Genomic DNA, 20744 nt, shown 5'->3' with positions numbered 1-20744 from the left:
CCCTAATTCAATGTTTTCAGCCAATTAAGAAAGAGGTTAAACCATTCGCTCATGTGCTCATCCGTCCGGTCATTATTAACGATTCCCGTATACTTATTAGCAAGTGCCAGTCCGTGGTTTCCAGTGCAGAATTCGTGAAGTTCGACTGAAACGTCATGAGCTCTCAATGCTTGAACGTATGGCAAAATATGATCATTGAATGGTGTTACTTGGTCATTAAACGACCCCCAAATAAACGTTGCCGGAGTATTATCGTTAACAAGTTGAGTAACATCCTCAGTTACCACGCCCATTCGATCATCAATCGTCGGTTTAATTACCGGATAGCCAAGACCAACAAACTTAGCCTTCGTGTGAGCGATATTACTGTACGCAGCCGCTAATTGTCCTCCAGCTGAAAACCCGATAATTCCTAACCGCTTTGGATCAACGTTTAGTTCGTCAGCATGGGCAACAATATGGTCAAATGCCTGGGCAACTGCTGATTTAGCTGCTTGGTAATCCTTATGTTCAACTACCGGATAACGAACCACAAATGTCTGAAAAGCGTGACTTGCGAAGGTAATTGCCACCCGTTCAGAATCACGCTCCATAATCTCATTGTAACTGCCTCCGGGGATAATTACGATTCCGGGTAGCGGCTCATCACTATTACTATGATAAATATCTAACGAAGAAAAAGACTGAAATAGTGAAACATTTTGAATATCCATTAATATCCCTCCATTTTTTGACACCTTTATTTTCATGCTTTTTGAAGACAACTTCAAGCAGAATGACTGCGGCAACCGTTTACATTTAACTTTCTTAATAAATCCCCTTGTTTATGCTCATGGATCTGCTAAAGTTATACAGGATTAAAGAGAGGGGAATTATTAAATAATGTCAATTATTAAAACAAAGAGCTTCTGGCTAGCAGCTGTAATGACACTCATCTGTGCAGTTGCGGGAGTTCTTTTAGCAAAACTACCATATGTTAACCTAATTGGTGCCCTAGTAATTGCGTTGCTTCTTGGGATTGCAATGCAACTGACCCCAAGTAAGTTACAAGCTGATGCTAAATCTGGAATGGGCTTCATCTCAAACAAGTTTCTCCGTCTTGGGATTATTCTTCTTGGTTTTCGGTTAAATCTCGAATCACTCGCCCAGGCTGGGGTAAAAACAATCTTAGTTGCGATGGTCGGTGTTACCGGAACCATCTGCCTAACTTACTGGCTCAGCCGAAAATTCGGTGCTGAAGATGAGTTAGCAATTTTATCAGCTTGTGGTTGCGAAATTTGTGGTGCCGCTGCCGTCATGGGGGTTTCACCACAGATCGAAACTACCGATGAAGAACGGAAACGGGAAAATGAGGTCCTCGCGGTAGCAGTTGTTTGTGTCATGGGAACCGTCTTTACCCTGGTTGAAATTGGTCTTAAACCAATCCTTGGCTTAACCGATCCCCAATTCGGGATTGTCGCTGGTGGATCACTTCATGAAATTGCCCATGCAGTCGCTGCTGGAGGGGCCTTTGGTGAAGCCAGCTTAGATAATACGTTAATCATGAAGCTTTCTCGGGTCCTTCTTCTTGCCCCGGTAGCTTTAATTGTCGGTTACTGGTACCAACGGCGGCTTATCCGTGAAAGCATTGAAGAACACGAACAGGCACCAAAGAAATTGCCAATTCCGTGGTTCCTGGGTGGTTTCATCCTTACCAGTATTTTGGGAACATTTCTGCCACTTCCTGCTGGACTCCTTGATGGTCTTGTTCAAGCAGCTTACATCTTTTTAGGGATGGCAATGGCAGCTCTTGGAATCTCAGTTAATTTCCGGGTTATTTTCAAACGTGGTGGTGCTGTCTTTGGTGCTACCATTATCAGTTCAACCTGTTTACTAATCTTTATGATTGTTATGAGTCGCCTCTTCTTCTAAAAGACTACTTTAAACTGATAAAGCCTTTAGCACTCGGTATTAGCCGAATACTAAGAAACTGTTTGAGATCTTTGAAAGACGCTTGAATTTCCGGTAAAATATGTGAAAAAAGGACTTCATTATGACTGATTATCCAAGCAATATCACTCGTGACCAATTTGAATTGATTCGCGTTGACCTTGAGACGTTTCGCAAGCGTACATGTCCTCGAAGGACCTATTTGATGTCTTCAATGCAGTGCTTTACGAGCTTCGTACGGGCGCTCAATGGCGTCAGTTGCCGCATGATTTTCCGAAATGGCAAACCGTTTACACTTACTTTGCCATGTGGTCAAAACCATTAGCTAATTCGGAATATTCCCTGATTGACCTGCTTTTAAAAAAATTGTCGCTCGAGAGCGATTACGAATGGGACGATCGGTACGAACGTCGTTCGTAATTCTTGATGCGCAAAGCGTCAAAAATACGGCAACACCCCAAAATAAAGGGTATGATGGCGGCAAGAAAATCAGTGGGATTAAACGCCACCTTGCCGTTGATATTAATGGTCTCCCATTCGCGATCCACATTACCACAGCTAATGTCTCCGAACGGGACGGTGCGATCGCTTTACTCGCGTTAAATGAAGAGCAGTTTGATCTTGTTCAGCGAGCGATGGCCGATGGTAGCTATACAAGCGATAACTTCGCCCAGTCGGTCCATGCAATCATTGGTGCAGATGTCATTATCGCCAAACAAAGTGATCTGAAGAACGGTCAAGTAACGCCACAGCGCTGGGTCGTGGAACGTAGTTTCAGTTGGTTAACCAACTGGCGACGGCTTTGGTTCAATTGCGAACGCAAGTTAAATACCAGTAAAGTCATGGTTGCTATGGCCTTTATAGGGATCCTGCTTGCTCGTCAATAGAGACCTCAAACAGCTTCTAACGTGTCCCGTAACAGCAATTAATTGTGGATATTCTAAGGGATCAAAAATATCCTTAATTGACATATTTGATTCTTCATCATTATGGATGATATGGATCCGCTTGGCATCAATACCATTTCCTGTCATTTGAGTATTCGACATAAGATTATCTCCTATTAGTTAACGTATTATACATACATGTTAATTTCCCGCTATTTAATAGCATTTTTCAATTTTTCACAAATTGGTCCCAATGTCTAGCCAGAATGAATTAACCTTACAAATAACTTAAAATAAAGCCTCTCAAGTTCAGCTGTTTTGAACCTGAGAGGCTAAATATTATGAATGATTGAATTTATATTATTGGTGACTTTCACCGAGTTGATTGAGGAAAGTGGCTAAATAATAACTTCCTTCTGCGTAATCACTGAGGCGAATGTGTTCATTAGGAGCATGCGGACCACTCTTCGCGTAATGAACACCAACCATTACTACTGGCAGATTAAGTGTTTCTCCAAATGGTTGAGCCGGTCCGCCTCCTGCTGTATTCGGGACAAACTTTGTCATCGGACCATATACAACCCGAGCAGTTTTGAGTGCTTGTTGGACGAACGGGTCCTTCATTGGTGTCCGCCAAGCATCTTCCGCGACATTAAGGTGTACTTCAAAATCATCATAGCCATTTACTCTTAACTGCTCTTTAAGCAATTCCATTACCTTCTTGGGTTCTTGGTTAGGTGCTAATCGACAATCCAGTTTGGCACTTGCTTCCTTTGGAACAATTGTTTTAACCCCAGCGCCTTCATAACCAGCAGAAAGGCCATTAATTGTCAGGGTCGTTCCGTTAACCAACTCCTCACGGGGGTGATTTGTAACCAGTGGTCGCTTTAGTCCATAGGTTTCTTTAACATTATCTTCGTCAAAATCCATTTCATCAACGGCAGTCTTTTCGTCAGTTGTTAAAGGTTCAATATCACTATAAAAATTATTCACGATGATTCTCCCCGTGTGAGGATCGCGGAGAGAACCTAAGCCCTCTAACAATCGCCAAGCAGCATTAGGAACATAACTTGCCAATGATGAGTGAATATCATCGTTCGCCGTTTTAACTTTAATATCAAAACTGACAATGCCCCTGACACCTGCAACGACCTCAAAATGGTCTACCGAGTTTTTGCCACCGCCTTCCCAAATACAAGCATCTGCTTTTAATTCATCTTGGTGAGCATTGACATATAGCGCAACATGCTGACTGCCAGTTTCTTCCTCCCCTTCAACGAAAAACTTAAGATTTACGGGTAAACCACCATGCTCATTAAAGTATTTAACAACACCAAGGCGAGCCATTAATTCACCTTTATCATCACAAACACCACGAGCTACCAATTTTCCGTTCTTTTCGGTGGGCTTAAAGGGTGCCGATTTCCATTCGTCTAATGGTTCAGGTGGTTGAACATCATAATGATTATAAAAGAGAACGGTATAATTACTATGGCCATTAAATTCGGCAAAAACAACCGGGTTGCCACCCTGGTCATCCCATTTAGTTGCGGTTTTAGCTCCTAAATCTTTAAAGGTTTGCACTAACCAATCACTAGTTTCATTAATCCCCTTGTTTTGTGCAGAAATACTTGGATGTTCTAGGTATTCTTTAAAATCATGCCAGTGGTCAAGGGCATATTCCTCAACCTTATTACGGTTTAGTTCCATTGGTTTTCACCTCCTAGAATTTTTGCTGACCATGCTGATAAACCTTTTTATCAACCTGTTGAACAGCACTAACATCAGCTAATGGGTTCTCCTTCAAAACAAGGAAATCGGCAAATTTGCCCTCTTCCAAACTTCCATAATCCTTATCAACCCGCAATAAAGTTGCAGAGCCTAATCCAGCAGCATGTAGTGCTTGATAATTCGTTGCCCCAGCCTTGACCATCAAACCGAGTTCCAACGGTGCATCTTCAAATTCATTAAAGGGCGTCCCCGAATCAGTTCCAAAGGCAAGGTTAACACCCGCCTGAAGTGCGCGACCAACATTTTCAAAAAAGTCATCTAAGAAAGCTTCCGCTTTATCTAACATATATTGAGGAAGCTTGCCTTGACCAAATTTAGGAATTGTGTAACCAGCAATTAACGTTGGGGTCAAGTAAGTTCCCTTTTCTTTCATTAATTTAACATCTTCTGGTCGTAAGTAACAGCCATGTTCAACTGAATCAACCCCGGCAACAATTGCATTATGAATACCCTTTGCTCCTTCAGCATGGGCGGCAACCGTCATGTGTTTAGAGTGCGCTTCTTTAACCGCCATTGTTAATTCTTCCAGACTTAATTCGGTATCATCAACCTGGTCAGTTGCTGACATAATTCCACCAGTTGACATTACTTTAATATTTTTGGCGCCTTCCTTGAAAGCTAACCGAACTGCATGACGCATTTCTTCTGGAGAATCAACGAGGTATCCCCAAGTAGTTTCACCATGCTCACCTTCTGTAAAATCACCATGTCCACCAGTCATCGACATTGGTCGACCAGAGGGTAAAATTTCCGGTCCAACAAACGGGTGTTTAGCACGATACTTGTTAAGTTTAATATCAACATCAAAAGCGGCGCCACAATCACGAACGTAGGTAACACCAGCTCGTAATGCTGACCGGAGGTTCTCTAATGCTTGCAAGGTGACTTCAGTTTCCGTAAGGTAATACAGCTTGTTGGTTAAAGCATCCATCATCATATGAGTATGGGCGTCAACCAATCCTGGCATTACATACTGACCTTGAAGATCCACAACATGATCTGCTTCGCCATGCTGATTACCTGTCCCTAATGCAGTTAATCGACCGGTATCATCATCAACCGTAAACCAGGCATCAGGAGTTACTTCATTTTTAGTTCCAGTGAATAAATTACAGTTATGAAATAATGTTGTTGTCATTGTTAGTCTCTCCTTACTTTAGATACTTATTAAACCAGGCTACCATTTCAGTCAAACGTTTCATCCGTTGGTCAGGACGACCATCCCTTGACAAATCATGATTAGCGCCATGGAAGACAACTAGTTTGGTTGGCACTCCTTGAAGTTTCATCGATTGAAACATTTGGTAACCTTCAGGAATTGGACAGCGGAAATCATGGTCAGAATGAAGGAAAAGAGTCGGTGTTTGGACATTGTGGACATAGGATAACGGTGAATGTTGCCAATAAGTCTGCATACCATTTTCTTGATCGAGACTGGCTGCTAACTGGTCGGTAACAAATTCTGGTCCAATGTCGGAAATCATCATCGAAACCCATGTTGCAATACTCCGTTGACTAACCGCTGCTTTGAAACGATTAGTATGACCAATTACCCAATTAGTCATGTAACCACCATAGCTACCACCAGTAATACCAACCTTGGTCGGGTCGATATCTACATACTATTTTAGAACGGCATCTGTAAATGCCATCAAATCTGCGTAGTCAACTTGTCCATAGCGACCACGCAGATCTGCATATTCATCTCCTTGTCCTTCCGAACCATGTAAATTAGTAAATAATACAAAGTAACCGGCATTAGCAAGGACTTGCATTTCATGGAAAAAACTGGTGCCATAAGTTGCTCGTGGACCACCATGGACCTCAAGAACTGCCGGATATTTCTTACCAGATTGATAATTAACCGGATACAGTACCCATCCATGACATTGACGATTAGTGGAATCATAATATTCAAATTCGTGCATTGTCGCCACTGACCGCTTTTGCAAGAAGCGATTATATTTTGTTACTTGTCCCAAATCACTACCATCATATTGATAAACCTGTTGCGGTTGATCAGCCGTCGTTGCAGTGAAGACAAGTCGCTGATTTTCTGAAGCTAGTGAGTTAACTGCACCAGGCCACTTAAAGGTTAAATTAATATGTTGACCATCAAATGAATATACCTCAGTATGGTCAATAACGGTTGAAACAAAGTACAACTTGCCATCACTAACAGTGCTACTGTGACCACCAACAACGGTCATATCATTAACCACAATATTGCCAACATTGTGGTCCCATTTAGCTACTAAATGCAGGGTGTGACCAGAATAACGATAGAAATTAGGGTTCTCACCCATCCCATAGATCTTGCAGTTACTTGCTAGAACAAATAATTGATCCTTTAAGAGAGCAATAGTATCTACTCGATATTGATTAGGACGAACTAACTCCTGTAATTCTTGATTGACAAAATCATATTTATACAGGCCATCCTTAAATGGTCGTGAATTTTTGTAACTTACCCCACATAAAAAGAGTTGACCATCTTGGTACCAATAATTCGAACAATCAAAGTCCTGAGGTAGCAAATCATTTAATTGTTCGGTTGCCGAATTAAACACCCACAGGTGGCGTCTTGTTTGGTCAACCAGGCCCTCTTCATTTGACCAATAGGGAACCTCTTTAAGTTCATGCCAAGGCTTATTCGGTTCTTTATCTGGTCGTTGTGTTCTGCCACCGAGCAAAAATTGTCCACCGGCAAGTTTCTCCAAAACCTTTAATTGGTGGTCTTTTAATAAAACCGTCTTACTTGTTTCATAATTTTTTACATCATAAAAATGAAGACGCGTGTGCTTCATTTGTGTATTAACCGTCGTGTAAACTAATTGGTGGTCACCATTAAAGGTAAAGCCAGGTTGGTTATTAGTCTCAACAACCATTACAGGTGTTTGGTCAAGAGGTTGAAACCATAGTTGCCAACGATAATGTTCAAGATCATCAGCGTTGGCGCAGGCAGTTAACCATGCCCGAGCGCTCAAATGGGTTTTCAAAGCACCGGTATTCGTTAAATTAACGAGGTCATTAACATTTAAACCATTCATGATTATCATCCTCCTTATTTAACATCCAACCGGTTAACAACTCGCCGTCCCTTCCGATAAACGGCAACCGCTTGTTCAAATGCTGAAAAATCATCGAATGGATTCTTATCAAGGACAACAAAGTTTGCTTCAAATTCATTGTCAACTTTCCCGACATAATCATCCACCCGTAGCAATTTAGCAGCCACGGTTATCGCAGAATTTAATACCTGCTCCGGAGTCATTCCCGCATCTAAATACATTTTTAATTCATTAACGACCCAATGGCCGAAGGTGTTATATGGAGTTCCAGCATCCGTTCCCATTGCAACGGGAACACCCGCCTTAACAATCTTACGGATGCTTGTAAGATGAGCTTTTGCAACTTGGCGCGCTTTCTTTACCATAAAATCTGGAAGGTGGTCAGGATTTTCATAAATTGCCCGTGGAGCGACCAATGTTGGGACAACAAAAGTCCCGTGCTCTTTCATTAACTCAACAGCTTCGTCATCCATAAAAATAGCATGTTCAACCGAATCAATTCCGGCACGAACGGCATTCTTAATTCCTTCAGTTCCTTGAGCATGGGCAGCGGTTGGGAATCCTTTATGGTGGGCTTCAACGACGGCAGCATGCATTTCTTCTTCTGATAATTGAACATCAAAGGGTGTTTCTCCTGGAGAGGACACGCCACCTGTAGCCATTAACTTAACATTCCGTGCTCCCTCTTTTAAAACCGTCCGGGCACCTTGGCGAACACCATCAACCTCTAAAGTTCCATCATCGGGATTACCACTCTTGTTGGAACCATGACCACCAGTCATTGATAAGGCCCGACCACTACCAACAATTCCTGGTAAATCAGGAAGGTTGAGTTTCATTAATGTCAGGTCAACATTATCAGTTGAGCCAACATCACGAACGTAGGTTACACCAACTGATAACGCCTCTTTTAGATTTTGCATTGCTAAGACTGTTTTAGAAACTGTATTTTGTGGTCGACTAGTCCAATAAAAAGGATCAGCTGGAATTGTCATATGAGTATGAGCATTAATTAGGCCGGGGGTCACAAACCTTCCTGTTAAATCTACGCTTTGATCAGTGTTACTATTCTTACCAACGTTTTTAAAATAGCCATCTTCAACGGTAAAATCTGTTTTGACAAATTCATGGCCATTAAAAACTTGAGCATTTTTATATTGAACTGCCATAATAAACACTCTCCCTCTTTAATTTATTTCTTAAGCCAACGCAACATAATGACCTGACTTGACTTCGCGTAAAGGTACATTTGCTGGTTCTTCATCATAAGTAAATTGTTTTCGTACTCGTTCATAAGTAGGATCTGGAACTGGGACCGCGGATAATAAACTCTGTGTATATGGGTGCAGTGGGTGATTAACAATTTCATCTGCTGTTCCTAATTCCAAAAGCTTGCCATGATACATAACCCCAATACGGTCAGAAATATATTTAACCATCGAAATATCATGAGCAATAAAAAGGTAAGTTAAATTTCTAACCTCCTTGAGGTGTTCCATGAGTTGAACAATTTGTGCCTGAATGGAAACATCCAAAGCTGATAATGGTTCGTCAGCAACAACAAATTCTGGTTCAACCGCAAGTGATCTGGCGATTCCGATCCGTTGTCTTTGACCACCTGAAAATTCATATGGATACCTATTCATAAGGTCTGGTGTTAGCCCAACCAATTTCATGGTCTCCGCGACTTTTTCATCAAATTCTTCACGATTGGTAATCTTTTGGTGAATTTTAAGTCCTTCAGCGATAATGTCACGAACTGACATCCGGGGATCCAAAGACGAGTATGGGTCTTGAAAAATCATTGAGGTTTTTTGATGAAACTCCTTCAATTTTTGATGTCCCTTTAGTTTAGTGACATCCTCACCGTCATAAATAATGTCACCAGAAGTTGGCTGATATAGATTTAAAATGCACCGCCCGGTTGTTGTCTTACCTGAACCGGATTCACCTACTAGGCCAAAGACTTCACCACGTTGAATATTAAAGGAGACATCATTAATCGCATGGACTTCATCAGGACGTCCTTGGTGGAAATATTTCTTTAAATGGTGAACTTCTACTAGGTTTTCAGTCATCTTGATGGGCCTCCTTTTCAACGAGTTTTGCATAATGTTGACGACGTTGATCAAGCTTATCCTTTAAATGAACTTTTGGTGCTTGTTTGTCCAACAGCCAAGTTGCTGCGTAATGAGTATCACTGACCTTAAAGAATGGTGGTAATTTCTTAAAATCAATCTTTAGAGCATACCGATTACGATAAACAAATGGGTCACCAGCTGGTGGATTAATTAAGTTTGGTGGTGTTCCTGGGATCGATTCGAGATCACCACCATCCATCTCCATCGTTGGTGTCGATTTTAGTAGGCCAACTGTATATGGATGTTGGGGATAGTAAAAAATATCATTAACTGACCCGAATTCAAGAATTCGTCCAGCATACATTACTGCAACCCGATCAGCTACCCCAGCAACTACGCCTAAGTCATGAGTAATGAAAATTACCGCTGTCCCTAACTCGTCCTTCAGCTGTTTAATAAGCTTTAAAATTTGTGATTGAATGGTAACGTCAAGCGCAGTTGTTGGTTCATCTGCAATTAAAATTTTGGGATTACAAATCAAAGCCATGGCAATTACAATTCGTTGCCGCATCCCACCAGAAAACTGGTATGGAAAGTTTTTAAACCGTTCTTTAGCATTGACGATTCCCACCTTTTCCATAATTGCTAACGCTTTTTTCTTTGCATCTTCCTTATTAATGTCCTGGTGTTGCAATAGGTTTTCCATGATTTGTTTACCAACCCGCATAGTTGGATCAAGAGCAGTCATCGGATCTTGGAAAATTTCTGCAAGATCATTTCCCCGCAGTTTTTGTAATTCCTTTTCAGGCAGCTTTAATAAGTCACGACCCTCATATTCAACACTACCGCTGACCACTTCTGCATTCTTAGGTAAGAGTTGCATGATAGTTTTGGTGGTTACAGATTTACCGGAACCAGATTCACCAACTAATGCGAGAACTTCACCGGGGTGTAGTTTCAATGTTACATTGCGAATTGCGTGGACGGTCCCTTCAAGGGTCTTAAAATCAACCGAAAGATTTTTAATTGTCAGTACGTCTTCTGCCATTTATTTCTCCCCCCTCGTATTAGGATCAAATGCGTCCCGTAATCCATCACCAAGTAAGTTGAAGGCAATCATCATTAAAGATAGGACGAGGACCGGTTCCCATAATTGGTATTGATAGAATTGGAACCCTTTTTCACCAGTATTTAACAATGTCCCTAATGAAGCATTGGGCGCTTTAACACCGATTCCGATAAAGGAAAGTAACGCTTCCAGGAAAATTGCTGCCGGAATTGTAAACATTGTCCGTGTAATAATCACACCCATGGTATTCGGTAAAATGTGACGAAATGCGATTTGCATGGGACTTTCCCCCATTGCTTGAGCAGCGAGAACAAAATCAGCACTCTTGATTTGCATCGCTGAGGCACGCACTAATCGTGCCATCAAAACCCATGAACTAAGTGCAATTGCTAGAATGATGGAAACCATTCCTGGCTTTAAGATGATCAGTAAAAGCATGATTAATACTAATTCTGGAATTGAACTAATGATTTCAATGATCCGTTGTAAAATATTGTCAACACGATCGCCACACCATCCGGAAACGAGACCGTATGGAACACCAATTAAAATATCAACAAGGGTGGCAAATAATGCAATCATTAATGAAATTCGCGTGCCATAAAGGAGTCGTGAAAACATATCGCGCCCTAGTCCATCGGTCCCTAGTGGATAACTACCATTAGTGAACGGCTTCAAGTTTGATAAGCTAACATTTTGTGCATTAGGATCATGGGGCATCCAAAATAGGGAAGCCACTGATACAACCGCAATAAAGAGTAAAAAAATTAAGGAAACCATCGCAGCATGATTATGCTTTAACTGATGCCAAGCTTTCTCATGAAAGGATAAGGACTTTGGGGCAACTCCACTTTGAGCGGCAGTCACTTCATCGAGATTGACAAACTGAAATTCTTCATTTTTCGAAGTAAATTTTTTAGGTGTCTCCATCTTAATGTTCCCCCTTTTCCTTTGAAAGAATTCGTGGATCAACTAATCCATACATAACATCGGTCAGCAACAAAATACCACATAGTAATAGGCAGTAAAACATTGTTAAGCCCATGATTACTGGATAATCATTAGCCAAAACTGAGTTAATAAATAATTCACCGATTCCTGGAACCGAGAAGATATTTTCAACCACCATTGAACCAGTAATAAGGGTAACTGCTAATGGGCCAATTAATGTTAAAGCAGGAATAATACTATTCTTTAATGCATGGCGGAAAACAACCTGTGGGACCGATAATCCTTTTGCTTTTGCCAACAAGATATAGTCAGAATTTAAGACTTCCACCATTTCTGTCCGGACAAATCGTGAAACTTGAGCCATTGGTACAGCCGACAATGCGATTGTTGGTAAGATGGTTGATGGGAAACCGTCCCAACTGGCTACTGGGAACCATCCTAATTTAAAACCAAGATAGTACTGAAGTAAGATTGCCAGAATAAAGCTGGGGAATGAAATACCGATAACCGCTAGTGTACTACTGGTAGCATCAGCCCACGTCCCCTTTTTTAAGGCACCAACACATCCCAAAAGGATCCCAACAACAACCCCTAATACCAAGGCTTGAAAACTAATGAGGATGGATGGTCCTACCCGGTGACCAATTAAGGAGGCGACCGTCGTACTATTATATTGGTAGGACATTCCAAAATTACCGTGGAGAACCCCTGTCATGTAAGAAAGGTATTGTTGCCAAACCGGCTTATTTAATCCATATTGTTTTTCAACGGCTAACTGTTGAGCCTTTGAGAGCTTCATTGTGTTCCCAAGAGGCGATCCCGGAATCATCTTCATTAAAAAGAATGTTAAGGTGGCAACAATGAATAGAGTTAGCACCATCATTAGTAACCGTTTAATAATATACTTTCTCATAAAATCCTCCTGTTCTTATAAATAAAGAAGGTCTAACAGAGGAGCAAGCAGACCTTCTTTATTTAAGCTTCGGATATTAATTTTACTTCTTCCATTGAGCGTATTGGTATTGAGCAACGGTATTAAATGGACCGTAGTTCAAACCAGTAACATGTTTAGAAACTAAGTGTGCTTGAGCAGCGGTGTACAGAGGAACACCATCAGCATTAGTGTGGACTTGCTTATTTGCTTCTTGAAGAAGCTTGTAACGTTCACTAGCAGACTTTGTACCATCGTTGGCTTGGTTCAGTAAGTCATCAAGTTTCTGATCAGTGTTGTTAGTAAAGTTAACCTTGTTGCCGGTCTTCAAAAGAGAAAGGAAATCAGAAGCATCAGGAACATCAGAATTCCAATCTGTTAGGTTCAGTTCAAACTTACCAGCAAAATCACGACTAACGTGTTGTGCGTGTGGTAATGTTGTAATTTCAACCTTGAGTCCCTTAAATTGCTTTTGTAATGTGGATTGAAGATATTCAGCCACTTGCTTTTGATCATCGGTGTTATCTGCCAATAGATTTAATGTCATGTTCTTCTTACCAAGATCCTTTTGGGTGGCTTTCCAGTAATCTTGAGCCTTATTCTTATTTTGCTTTTGCAGATGGCCAGCTTCTTCAGCAAAGTCTTGACCATTCTTTGGATTCTTCATATCACCTTTTGGTACCCAACCAGTAGCACCAACAGAGCCATCTTGGAGAACCTTCTTCGCTAATTGATTGTTATCAAAGGCGTAGTTAACGGCCTGACGGAAGTTTTCATTCTTTGTTAAGTCATTCTTACCATTGAAGTAGAGGTAATATTGGGTTGCCATTAAACTAGTGTGTAGTTCTTTGTTATTTTTATTACCCTTAACGTAATCAGAAGTAACTGATGTTTCTTGAACTTTACCAGAATTAAACAAGTTTTGAGCGGTGTTGTTATCTTTGGTGACCTGAACATTAACCTTGTTCATATGAACATTCTTTTTACCATAGTATTGATTGTTCTTTACGTAGCTCCAGTTATCATCACTACCACCGGTCCAGTTTACAACCTTGTATGGTCCGTTATAAACGGCCTTATCGGAAGTTGAACCATACTTACTTCCTTCTTTTGCCAGGACCTTGTGGTTAACTGGCTTTAAGTTAGAAGCAAAGTTGTTCCGAACATTAACCGTTGGTAACTTTTTACTAAATGTAAATTGCACCTTATCTTTTCCGAGCGCTTTAACGCCAAGTGCTGATGTTGGGGATTGACCTTTAGAAACTTGTTCGTAGTTTTCTAGATCAGCAACGCGATCGGCAGCTTGTGACTTAGTTTTTGGATCTGCCCAGTGTCGCATCGAGGCTACATAATCTTGAGCAGTAACAGGATCACCGTTACTCCATTTCAGCCCCTTCTTTAAAGTGAAGGTCCATGTCTTACCATCATTCGTAACTTTTGGTTGACTAGCAGCTTCACCAAGAACCACCTTATTGTTTTTGTCATACTTTAAAAGCCCTTCAAATGACTGTATTTGCATCGATGAACTTGGTGTTTCAATTGTTTTAGCAGGATCTAGCGTAACTGGATTTGCTTTTAAAGTAACGTTTAAATCACCACTTGCTTTATTTTTATCGTTATTACCACAGGCTGCTAAGGACATTGCTGTTAAAGCCACAACCCCGGCTAAAGTTAATACTTTCTTGTTCATTCTCATAATAAATTTCTCCCGTAAGGCTTATAATATAATCTCTCTTTAATCTAATTTTAATCTTACTAATAAATGTCGGATTCCATGTTCTTCCCCCCCATTTAGAAAGCTTGCTTTAATTGAACAAAAAAAGTCCTAAGCAGCGCTACAACTTATGCTGCTTAGGACGATCCGTTTACCGTGTTACCACCTAATTTCATTTAGTCATCACTGACTAAACCTCTGACGTACGCATTCATACGCTGGCACGATAAAGGGTGCATTCTTGGTAACTTTACTATTAGTTCAAGTTATCATGCTCAAGGATGATTTTAAGAAATTACCCCGTGTCTCTCTTTCACCATTCATGAGAGCTCTCTACGCACTTCGTAAATTCTTACTGTTCCTCTCAAAGCATTTCCTTTGTTCAATTAATTGATACATTAGATATTACTGATAATATTCTCATTTGTCAACGCTTTTTTAACATTATTTTTTAATTTTTTCGTGAAAACGATTTATTAATGATTATAATAAGTCTCATCAGATTCACAAAAAATAACTTTTTAGAAGCTGTTTGAGGTCTCTATTGACGAGCAAGCAGGATCCCTATAAAGGCCATAGCAACCATGACTTTACTGGTATTTAACTTGCGTTCGTAATTGAACCAAAGCCGTCGCCAGTTGGTTAACCAACTGAAACTACGTTCCACGACCCAGCGCTGTGGCGTTACTTGACCGTTCATAAGAAACTGTTTGAGGTCTCTCAAAGACCTCAAACAGTTTCTAAAGGCTTTCTCTTTATCTTCTTGCCGTTAGGACGCTGGTCTTTAACCATGGACCGCCCCACCAACCATTGATACCGGTTGGAACTACTCTTACGTCTTGAAAACCGAGGTTGTTAAGAAGTGGGCGGTATTGTTGAAGGTTACCAAAATCAACAATGATTAGGGTGCCATTAGGCTTCATTGCCCGAACAGCTTCCTGAATTGCCCGTCCCCGATTAATCGCGGGAGAAACACTATGGAAAGTAAATGTTGAAAGGACATAGTCATAGTGCCGACTCTCTAACGGAAGGTTCAGCAAACTACCATCAACCAGTTTCGCCCGATCGGCAACCCGATTTTCCTTAATCCGCTCACTTTCCTGCTTTGTCACATTTTCATTACCAATGTTGACTCCCGTTACCTTTCCTGGAGCCTTCAACCGCTTTGCCACATCAATAAAGAGGCCCGCATAGTTTAGCCCTAGGATTGCAACCTGAGCGTTCTCAGGCATCTTTAGTTCCCGAAGAATTTGTCCCCAAATTAAACTCCGTCCCCGAAATAGTGTATTACAATAAATTCCTACCACTAACAAGATTAAGATAATAATAATCACTAATAATACCTTCATGATTTACCCTCTTTTCGGTCAAGCAACAATACTATTAAGTTTCTTAATGTCCTTTAAGTCGCCCACTACTGTAATTTTATCATGTGGCTTGATCACATCACTAGCTTGAGGCATCTGGTTAACCTCATCATCAGCATTTACGATAATAATGACGTTAACGTTAAACCGATTCCGAAAATCAAGCTCGTCTAAAGTCTTGCCAAAGAACTTTGGGTTATTAATATTAACCTCAGCCAACGTGACCTTCTTACTGAGCTGGACATAATCAATTACACCTGGATTCAACTGTTGAAAGACAAGCCGCTTTGCTAAATCATGTTCTGGTCGTACAACCTGATCGGCCCCGATTTTCTCAAGGACCCGGGCATGGTTCGCATTCTCTGCTCGACAGATAACATCCTTTGCCCCTAATTCTTTGGCAATTAACGTTACCATAATGCTGGCTTCAACGTTCTTTCCGATAGAAACGTAAACATGATCGAAGCTTCCAATATCAAGATCGCGGAGGGCGTCCTCATCCTGAGCATCGGCAATTACCGCTCGCATAACAGAGTCAGCGTATTCATTAATTACCTCTTCATTACTATCAATTGCAAGGACTTCTTGCCCCGCTTGAACAAGCGCATCACAAATAGACGAACCAAATTGTCCTAAACCAATGACAGCATAGCTTTCTCGTTTAACCAATTAAGACACCTTCCTTTGGATACCGGTATTCCCGTTGTTTTGGCTGAGCATTGAGAATTGAGTACATGACCGTATAGATCCCAACCCGACCAATAAACATCAAAAACATAATAATCAATTTACCAACAAAATTTAGACTTGGTGTAATTCCAAGAGAAATTCCCGTTGTTCCAAAGGCTGCTGTAGCCTCAAAAGTAACGTATGTTAACGAATCGTGCCGAGGAAGTGCTTGGGTTTCGACTAATATCAAAATTGAAATCATCAAAATCGCAAACGCAACAAACAGCAGTGTTAAGGCCCGAAAGACATTCTCATCCGTAAACCGGCGATGGGCAAAAACCGTATCTCTTCGTCCACGTAAGGTCGCAATACTTTGAAGCGTTAGTAACCCAATCGTTGTGGTTTTAATCCCTCCAGCAGTCGACCCTGGTGCACCACCAATAAACATTAGAATAATTGTTGTACTGATTCCGGCAGCACTCAATTTTGTATACGGGACGGTAACGAGTCCAGCTGTCCGGGGAGTAATTGCCATGAAGATCGTATTAAGCAATCGCTGCGGGTAGGTTAACTCCCTACTAAACTGACTTAAATTATGTTCAGTCAAAAAGTAAACAAGTGCTGAAATAACAAAGATAACTGCCCCAGTCCGGAGAACTAAATGCGTATGGAGCGACAAGTGGTGACACTTAGGAAATTGAAGCAGGTCTTGCCAAACCAGGAACCCAAATGAACCAGTAATGATTAACACAGCCATTACCGTCAACATATAAGGATCCTTTGCGTAATCTTCAAGACTATTCCCGGTCAAATCAAACCCAGCATTACAAAACGCCGAGATAGAATGAAAAGCACTAAACCACAGTCCCTTTTTTAACCCGTAGCGAGGATAAAAGTCAATAAAAAGCAAGCCCATTCCTGCAAGTTGGATAATAATCGACAGGCGAATAATCAAGTTAACCACATTTAACTGAGAAAGATGGTCAAGATTGAGAGCCTCTTGAGTTAATAACCGTGTCGACATCCGCATTCGTTGATGGATTAATAAGGACATCATTACCGCAAATGTCATAAAACCCAACCCACCAACTTCCATTAGGATCGCAATTACCACTTGACCAAAGAAGGACCAGTAAGTTGCCGTTGATACTAACGTTAGGCCAGTCACACAGGTTGCACTAGTGGAAGTAAAAAAGGCCGTCATAATATCATCACTATGCCCAGAACGTGTTGCAATCGGCAATGATAATAAAATCGTCCCGAGAAAAATGATCGCTAAAAAGCCCCAAGTTAGTATCTTGGGAAAGGAATATTTATGGTTAAAAATCTCGATCATTAACGACCACCGCCTAATTCACCTAGTATGCTTTCTATCTTAACATTAACTACTGATCACATTAACAATTTCCGACAAAAAAGGCAACGGTATAATACCGTCGCCCTTTTTGTGATTCAAAGTAATTAATTGGATAAAATAATCCATAACTAGTTATACCATAAAATATAAATTTTGTCCCGTTATCTTTTCAATTACGAATTAATCACTCTAGTCGGCTAGTCCAAGGTACCAGTCTTCATAATGGTCAAACATAATTCGGACTCCATTATTCCGGAGACTGTCAAAATAATCGTGATAATCAACCGATTGAGTTTTCTTTAGTTTGCCCGTGGTTTTATCTAATGTTTGACCATCTAGCCACCATGAACGATTAAACATCGCAATAAATTCTACTGGAATAACCGGCTCTTTCATCTGACGATTAAACAATTCTTGATAGAGAACTCGCTTAGCATTAAAGCCGAATAACTTCTCATCAACAGATCCAGAACCATTTTGATACTTCTTTTCAACAATAAAAACTGTCCGGCGTTTAAAGTTAAAAAAGGCTTCATCAGGTTTCCAGAATTTATGATGAATATTCTTAATTCCATAAACTTGTTTCAAGACATTGTAAAACTGAAACTGTTTGGTCACGACACCAATATCTTCATTATTAATCCGATCATGGACAAGATAATGCCGATCTTTAGCCCCGCTTTTCACCAAATTTTCTTTTTTGATCGGATATTCTGTTAACTCATATCTTCCGTTAAAATCATTTGCCAAGTGATGGGCTAAATCTGTTTGTCGTTCAAATGCAAGGCCATTTAAATTAGTATTTGCGCCACCTGTACCATTCTCAATCATATTTAATCTCCATAAGTCGTAATGATTACTTCGCCAACTTTACCCCGTTTATTTCCCTTTGAATTAACACTTCGGCGCGCTTGTACGTGATGGATACGGAAGTGCTGATCAGCATAGAGTTGCTCAATTAACGGTACGTCGGAATTAGACAACATTACCTTAACCCCACGATCGGCCAACTGGATCGCTAAATCACGCAGTTCCTCTTGCTGGACTAAACCAAAGCCGTTCTTGGTATAACTGGTAAATGCAGCTGTTTGATTTACGGGAATATACGGCGGATCAAAATAAACAAAATCATCTTGTCCGGCACTTGCTACTGCGTTCCGGTAGTCACCCTGAAGGATTTCAATATCATGAGTAGCTAGATAATGATGATCATTTCGAATCGCATTGACCGGAACATTAACCTTCTTATGAGCACCATAGGGAACGTTATTCTGTCCCTTCGAATTAACGCGCCAAAGGCCATTGAAGCCGGCCTTATTCAAATAAATAAAGCGCGCTGCCCGTTCAACTGCAGACATTTTTGACAAACGACCGTCACGATCAGCTAACCGAATATCCAAATAATATTCTTTACTATCATTATCTGCATGTTCGCTAACCAGGCTAATTAGCTTCTCAGGTTGTTCTCTAACCACTTGCCAAGCATTAATTAATTCCTCATTAAAGTCATTAATCGTTGCCTTCTTTGGGAGAAGGTTAAGTAAATTAGCCCCGCCCCCGATAAATGGTTCAAAATAACGATTAAATTTTTTCGGGTAATAGGATGCCAATTCGGCTAGTAATTGCCGTTTACCACCAACCCATTTTACAAATGGCACAGCGATTGTTTGTCCTTCAATCTCCATTCTCTTCATTCCCATCATGATTATTTTCCCACCATTTTGGCAGGTTAACCTTAATTTTTCGTTGTGGTGTATTTGCTAGCAACAAGATTGCCTCTCCAGTTGATAACCGACTAATCTCACGTAAATCAATCCCGTCAGTAATCGCTAAACTAGAAAGTTCTTCCGGGCTTGTCAAATGATGAAGTAAGAGGTTAGCAAATTGTGATCGCAAGCGGGCCGGCAAATCTAATGGTGATTGAGTGGTCAATGTCATTGACAAACCGACCTTGCGTCCTTCACGTAGAACCTGGAAAATACCGTTATCCGCAAGCTGCTGTTCATCCTGTGGCAAGTATCGGTGAGCTTCATCAAGAACAATATTAACCGGAAAATTATTAGGCGCTTGCAGGCGAGCAGCTAAAAGATTCTTTAGCAGCAATGAAATTACTACTCGTTGACTTTCCTCATATTGCTTCAATTTTGAAAGATCAATTACTAATGTTCGGTGACTGCTCCGGTGTTCCAAAAACATTTTAATGACAAAATTTAATTCTATCTTAAAAACTCCTGGATGTGGATCCGGATCAAATAGTACCCGAAAGGCATCGCTGACAAGGCGTTGACGAATTGTCGCAATTGCATTCCATTCTCGATTAATTGTCGGCCGATCATACTGTTGCCCAAGCAATGAATAATCAGCTCGTTCATCAGGATACGGGATTACGAACTCCTCAATTAATTGTTCTGCTAACTGCTGGGGTGCAAATGAACGAGACCAGTTACTGAGCCTTACCAGTTGTTTTTGATAATCTGCAATTGGAACCCCAATTTTAACATATGGCTGATTACTTTGAACAAGGTTCTGTTGGATCCGTAATGCATTGACAGCCTGCGATAGTTTAGCATTCAACAGCGGTGATCCCGATATTTGAAGAGCTTCCCGTAACTGATGAGCACTTAACTGTCCAGCCTCAAGATAAGCATTTTCACCTAATTTATAGGTTACTGAATTAGGTAGTTTTGAATACTCACCAGTTGGATCAAGAATAATCGTGGTGTAGTTGGTGCGTTGCAATTGATCAAGTAATGATAAAGTACTTGTGGTTTTACCGCTTCCCGTTTGTCCCACGACAAGTAAATGATGAGCAACTAAAGGATGAATATCCTGAACCGGCTTTCCAGCGCTCGTTATTGCAAATGTTGTTTGAGTCATATGATGCAGCCCTCCAATTTGATCCGCGTCTATCCTCTCCCTATTCTACT

The 20744-nt window shown here is 40.8% G+C and carries 17 protein-coding genes, 3 pseudogenes and 1 other annotated feature; of the genes and pseudogenes, 2 read left to right on the top strand and 18 right to left on the bottom strand.

Annotation, left to right across the window (positions count from 1 at the left end; genetic code table 11):
• Window positions 1–2 precede the first annotated feature (2 nt).
• On the bottom strand, window positions 3–713 hold the full coding sequence (locus PRK60_RS01045) for an alpha/beta hydrolase (RefSeq protein ID WP_102168203.1): 711 nt from the start codon (window positions 711–713) through the stop codon (window positions 3–5).
• 169 nt (window positions 714–882) lie between these two features.
• Between PRK60_RS01045 and PRK60_RS01040 the strand changes: the two genes are divergently transcribed.
• Window positions 883–1911 (top strand): YeiH family protein, encoded by a 1029-nt coding sequence (locus PRK60_RS01040; RefSeq protein ID WP_273646150.1) that lies wholly within the window; start codon window positions 883–885, stop codon window positions 1909–1911.
• Window positions 1912–2032: 121 nt separating this feature from the next.
• A pseudogene (locus PRK60_RS01035) lies at window positions 2033–2816 on the top strand (IS5 family transposase).
• Here the strand turns inward: PRK60_RS01035 and PRK60_RS01030 are convergent.
• From PRK60_RS01030 to PRK60_RS00950, 17 genes and pseudogenes are all read right to left on the bottom strand, one after another.
• A complete protein-coding gene (locus PRK60_RS01030; RefSeq protein WP_146001916.1) occupies window positions 2754–2978 on the bottom strand; it encodes a hypothetical protein in 225 nt (74 codons plus the stop codon). The pseudogene PRK60_RS01035 and the gene PRK60_RS01030 overlap by 63 nt on opposite strands.
• Before the next feature lie 198 nt (window positions 2979–3176).
• On the bottom strand, window positions 3177–4526 hold the full coding sequence (locus tag PRK60_RS01025) for a M20/M25/M40 family metallo-hydrolase (RefSeq protein ID WP_273646149.1): 1350 nt from the start codon (window positions 4524–4526) through the stop codon (window positions 3177–3179).
• 13 nt (window positions 4527–4539) lie between these two features.
• Window positions 4540–5745 carry a metal-dependent hydrolase family protein gene (locus PRK60_RS01020; RefSeq protein ID WP_102168205.1) on the bottom strand — a complete coding sequence of 402 codons (1206 nt, stop codon included), beginning with the start codon at window positions 5743–5745 and terminating at the stop codon, window positions 4540–4542.
• 13 nt (window positions 5746–5758) lie between these two features.
• Window positions 5759–7414, bottom strand: a pseudogene (locus tag PRK60_RS10100) (alpha/beta hydrolase family protein).
• Window positions 7415–7671: 257 nt separating this feature from the next.
• A complete protein-coding gene (locus PRK60_RS01010) occupies window positions 7672–8847 on the bottom strand; it encodes a metal-dependent hydrolase family protein (protein ID WP_273646148.1) in 1176 nt (391 codons plus the stop codon).
• Between the two features lie 30 nt (window positions 8848–8877).
• Complete coding sequence (locus PRK60_RS01005; RefSeq protein WP_273646147.1) at window positions 8878–9756, bottom strand: ABC transporter ATP-binding protein; 879 nt, start codon at window positions 9754–9756, stop codon at window positions 8878–8880.
• Window positions 9749–10807 carry an ABC transporter ATP-binding protein gene (locus PRK60_RS01000; protein ID WP_273646146.1) on the bottom strand — a complete coding sequence of 353 codons (1059 nt, stop codon included), beginning with the start codon at window positions 10805–10807 and terminating at the stop codon, window positions 9749–9751. Before PRK60_RS01000 ends, PRK60_RS01005 begins: the two co-directional genes overlap by 8 nt.
• Window positions 10808–11758, bottom strand: coding sequence for an ABC transporter permease (locus tag PRK60_RS00995; RefSeq protein ID WP_178695457.1), 951 nt, complete (start codon window positions 11756–11758; stop codon window positions 10808–10810).
• Window position 11759: 1 nt separating this feature from the next.
• Entirely contained in the window at window positions 11760–12692 is a 933-nt protein-coding gene (locus tag PRK60_RS00990; protein ID WP_102168210.1) for an ABC transporter permease, read from the bottom strand.
• A gap of 82 nt (window positions 12693–12774) precedes the next feature.
• Window positions 12775–14406: a peptide ABC transporter substrate-binding protein gene (locus PRK60_RS00985; RefSeq protein ID WP_242334490.1), complete on the bottom strand. Its 1632-nt coding sequence runs from the start codon at window positions 14404–14406 to the stop codon at window positions 12775–12777.
• A 153-nt stretch (window positions 14407–14559) separates the two neighbouring features.
• Window positions 14560–14801: a binding site (T-box leader), on the bottom strand.
• A 164-nt stretch (window positions 14802–14965) separates the two neighbouring features.
• Window positions 14966–15115, bottom strand: a pseudogene (locus tag PRK60_RS00980) (transposase); the annotation flags it as partial.
• Between the two features lie 64 nt (window positions 15116–15179).
• Window positions 15180–15773 (bottom strand): class I SAM-dependent methyltransferase, encoded by a 594-nt coding sequence (locus PRK60_RS00975; protein ID WP_273646145.1) that lies wholly within the window; start codon window positions 15771–15773, stop codon window positions 15180–15182.
• A gap of 18 nt (window positions 15774–15791) precedes the next feature.
• On the bottom strand, window positions 15792–16460 hold the full coding sequence (locus PRK60_RS00970) for a potassium channel family protein (RefSeq protein ID WP_102168213.1): 669 nt from the start codon (window positions 16458–16460) through the stop codon (window positions 15792–15794).
• Window positions 16453–17796, bottom strand: a complete 1344-nt coding sequence (locus PRK60_RS00965; RefSeq protein WP_273646144.1) for a TrkH family potassium uptake protein — start codon at window positions 17794–17796, stop codon at window positions 16453–16455. Before PRK60_RS00965 ends, PRK60_RS00970 begins: the two co-directional genes overlap by 8 nt.
• A 210-nt stretch (window positions 17797–18006) precedes the next feature.
• Window positions 18007–18648 (bottom strand): hypothetical protein, encoded by a 642-nt coding sequence (locus PRK60_RS00960; RefSeq protein ID WP_102168215.1) that lies wholly within the window; start codon window positions 18646–18648, stop codon window positions 18007–18009.
• Window positions 18649–18650: 2 nt separating this feature from the next.
• Entirely contained in the window at window positions 18651–19511 is an 861-nt protein-coding gene (locus PRK60_RS00955; RefSeq protein ID WP_455326442.1) for a DNA adenine methylase, read from the bottom strand.
• Complete coding sequence (locus PRK60_RS00950; RefSeq protein WP_102168217.1) at window positions 19492–20694, bottom strand: ATP-binding protein; 1203 nt, start codon at window positions 20692–20694, stop codon at window positions 19492–19494. Before PRK60_RS00950 ends, PRK60_RS00955 begins: the two co-directional genes overlap by 20 nt.
• Window positions 20695–20744 lie beyond the last annotated feature (50 nt).

Source organism: Limosilactobacillus portuensis (assembly GCF_028607025.1).
In the GTDB taxonomy this organism is placed as follows: domain Bacteria; phylum Bacillota; class Bacilli; order Lactobacillales; family Lactobacillaceae; genus Limosilactobacillus; species Limosilactobacillus portuensis.
This window is presented reverse-complemented; position numbering and strand designations above follow the sequence as displayed.

Coding starts and splice junctions, on each gene's coding strand:
- PRK60_RS01045 (WP_102168203.1), bottom strand. CDS start 713: ATGGATATTCAAAATGTTTCACTATTTCAGTCTTTTTCTTCGTTAGAT.
- PRK60_RS01040 (WP_273646150.1), top strand. CDS start 883: ATGTCAATTATTAAAACAAAGAGCTTCTGGCTAGCAGCTGTAATGACA.
- PRK60_RS01030 (WP_146001916.1), bottom strand. CDS start 2,978: ATGTCGAATACTCAAATGACAGGAAATGGTATTGATGCCAAGCGGATC.
- PRK60_RS01025 (WP_273646149.1), bottom strand. CDS start 4,526: ATGGAACTAAACCGTAATAAGGTTGAGGAATATGCCCTTGACCACTGG.
- PRK60_RS01020 (WP_102168205.1), bottom strand. CDS start 5,745: ATGACAACAACATTATTTCATAACTGTAATTTATTCACTGGAACTAAA.
- PRK60_RS01010 (WP_273646148.1), bottom strand. CDS start 8,847: ATGGCAGTTCAATATAAAAATGCTCAAGTTTTTAATGGCCATGAATTT.
- PRK60_RS01005 (WP_273646147.1), bottom strand. CDS start 9,756: ATGACTGAAAACCTAGTAGAAGTTCACCATTTAAAGAAATATTTCCAC.
- PRK60_RS01000 (WP_273646146.1), bottom strand. CDS start 10,807: ATGGCAGAAGACGTACTGACAATTAAAAATCTTTCGGTTGATTTTAAG.
- PRK60_RS00995 (WP_178695457.1), bottom strand. CDS start 11,758: ATGGAGACACCTAAAAAATTTACTTCGAAAAATGAAGAATTTCAGTTT.
- PRK60_RS00990 (WP_102168210.1), bottom strand. CDS start 12,692: ATGAGAAAGTATATTATTAAACGGTTACTAATGATGGTGCTAACTCTA.
- PRK60_RS00985 (WP_242334490.1), bottom strand. CDS start 14,406: ATGAGAATGAACAAGAAAGTATTAACTTTAGCCGGGGTTGTGGCTTTA.
- PRK60_RS00975 (WP_273646145.1), bottom strand. CDS start 15,773: ATGAAGGTATTATTAGTGATTATTATTATCTTAATCTTGTTAGTGGTA.
- PRK60_RS00965 (WP_273646144.1), bottom strand. CDS start 17,796: ATGATCGAGATTTTTAACCATAAATATTCCTTTCCCAAGATACTAACT.
- PRK60_RS00960 (WP_102168215.1), bottom strand. CDS start 18,648: ATGATTGAGAATGGTACAGGTGGCGCAAATACTAATTTAAATGGCCTT.
- PRK60_RS00955 (WP_455326442.1), bottom strand. CDS start 19,511: ATGAAGAGAATGGAGATTGAAGGACAAACAATCGCTGTGCCATTTGTA.
- PRK60_RS00950 (WP_102168217.1), bottom strand. CDS start 20,694: ATGACTCAAACAACATTTGCAATAACGAGCGCTGGAAAGCCGGTTCAG.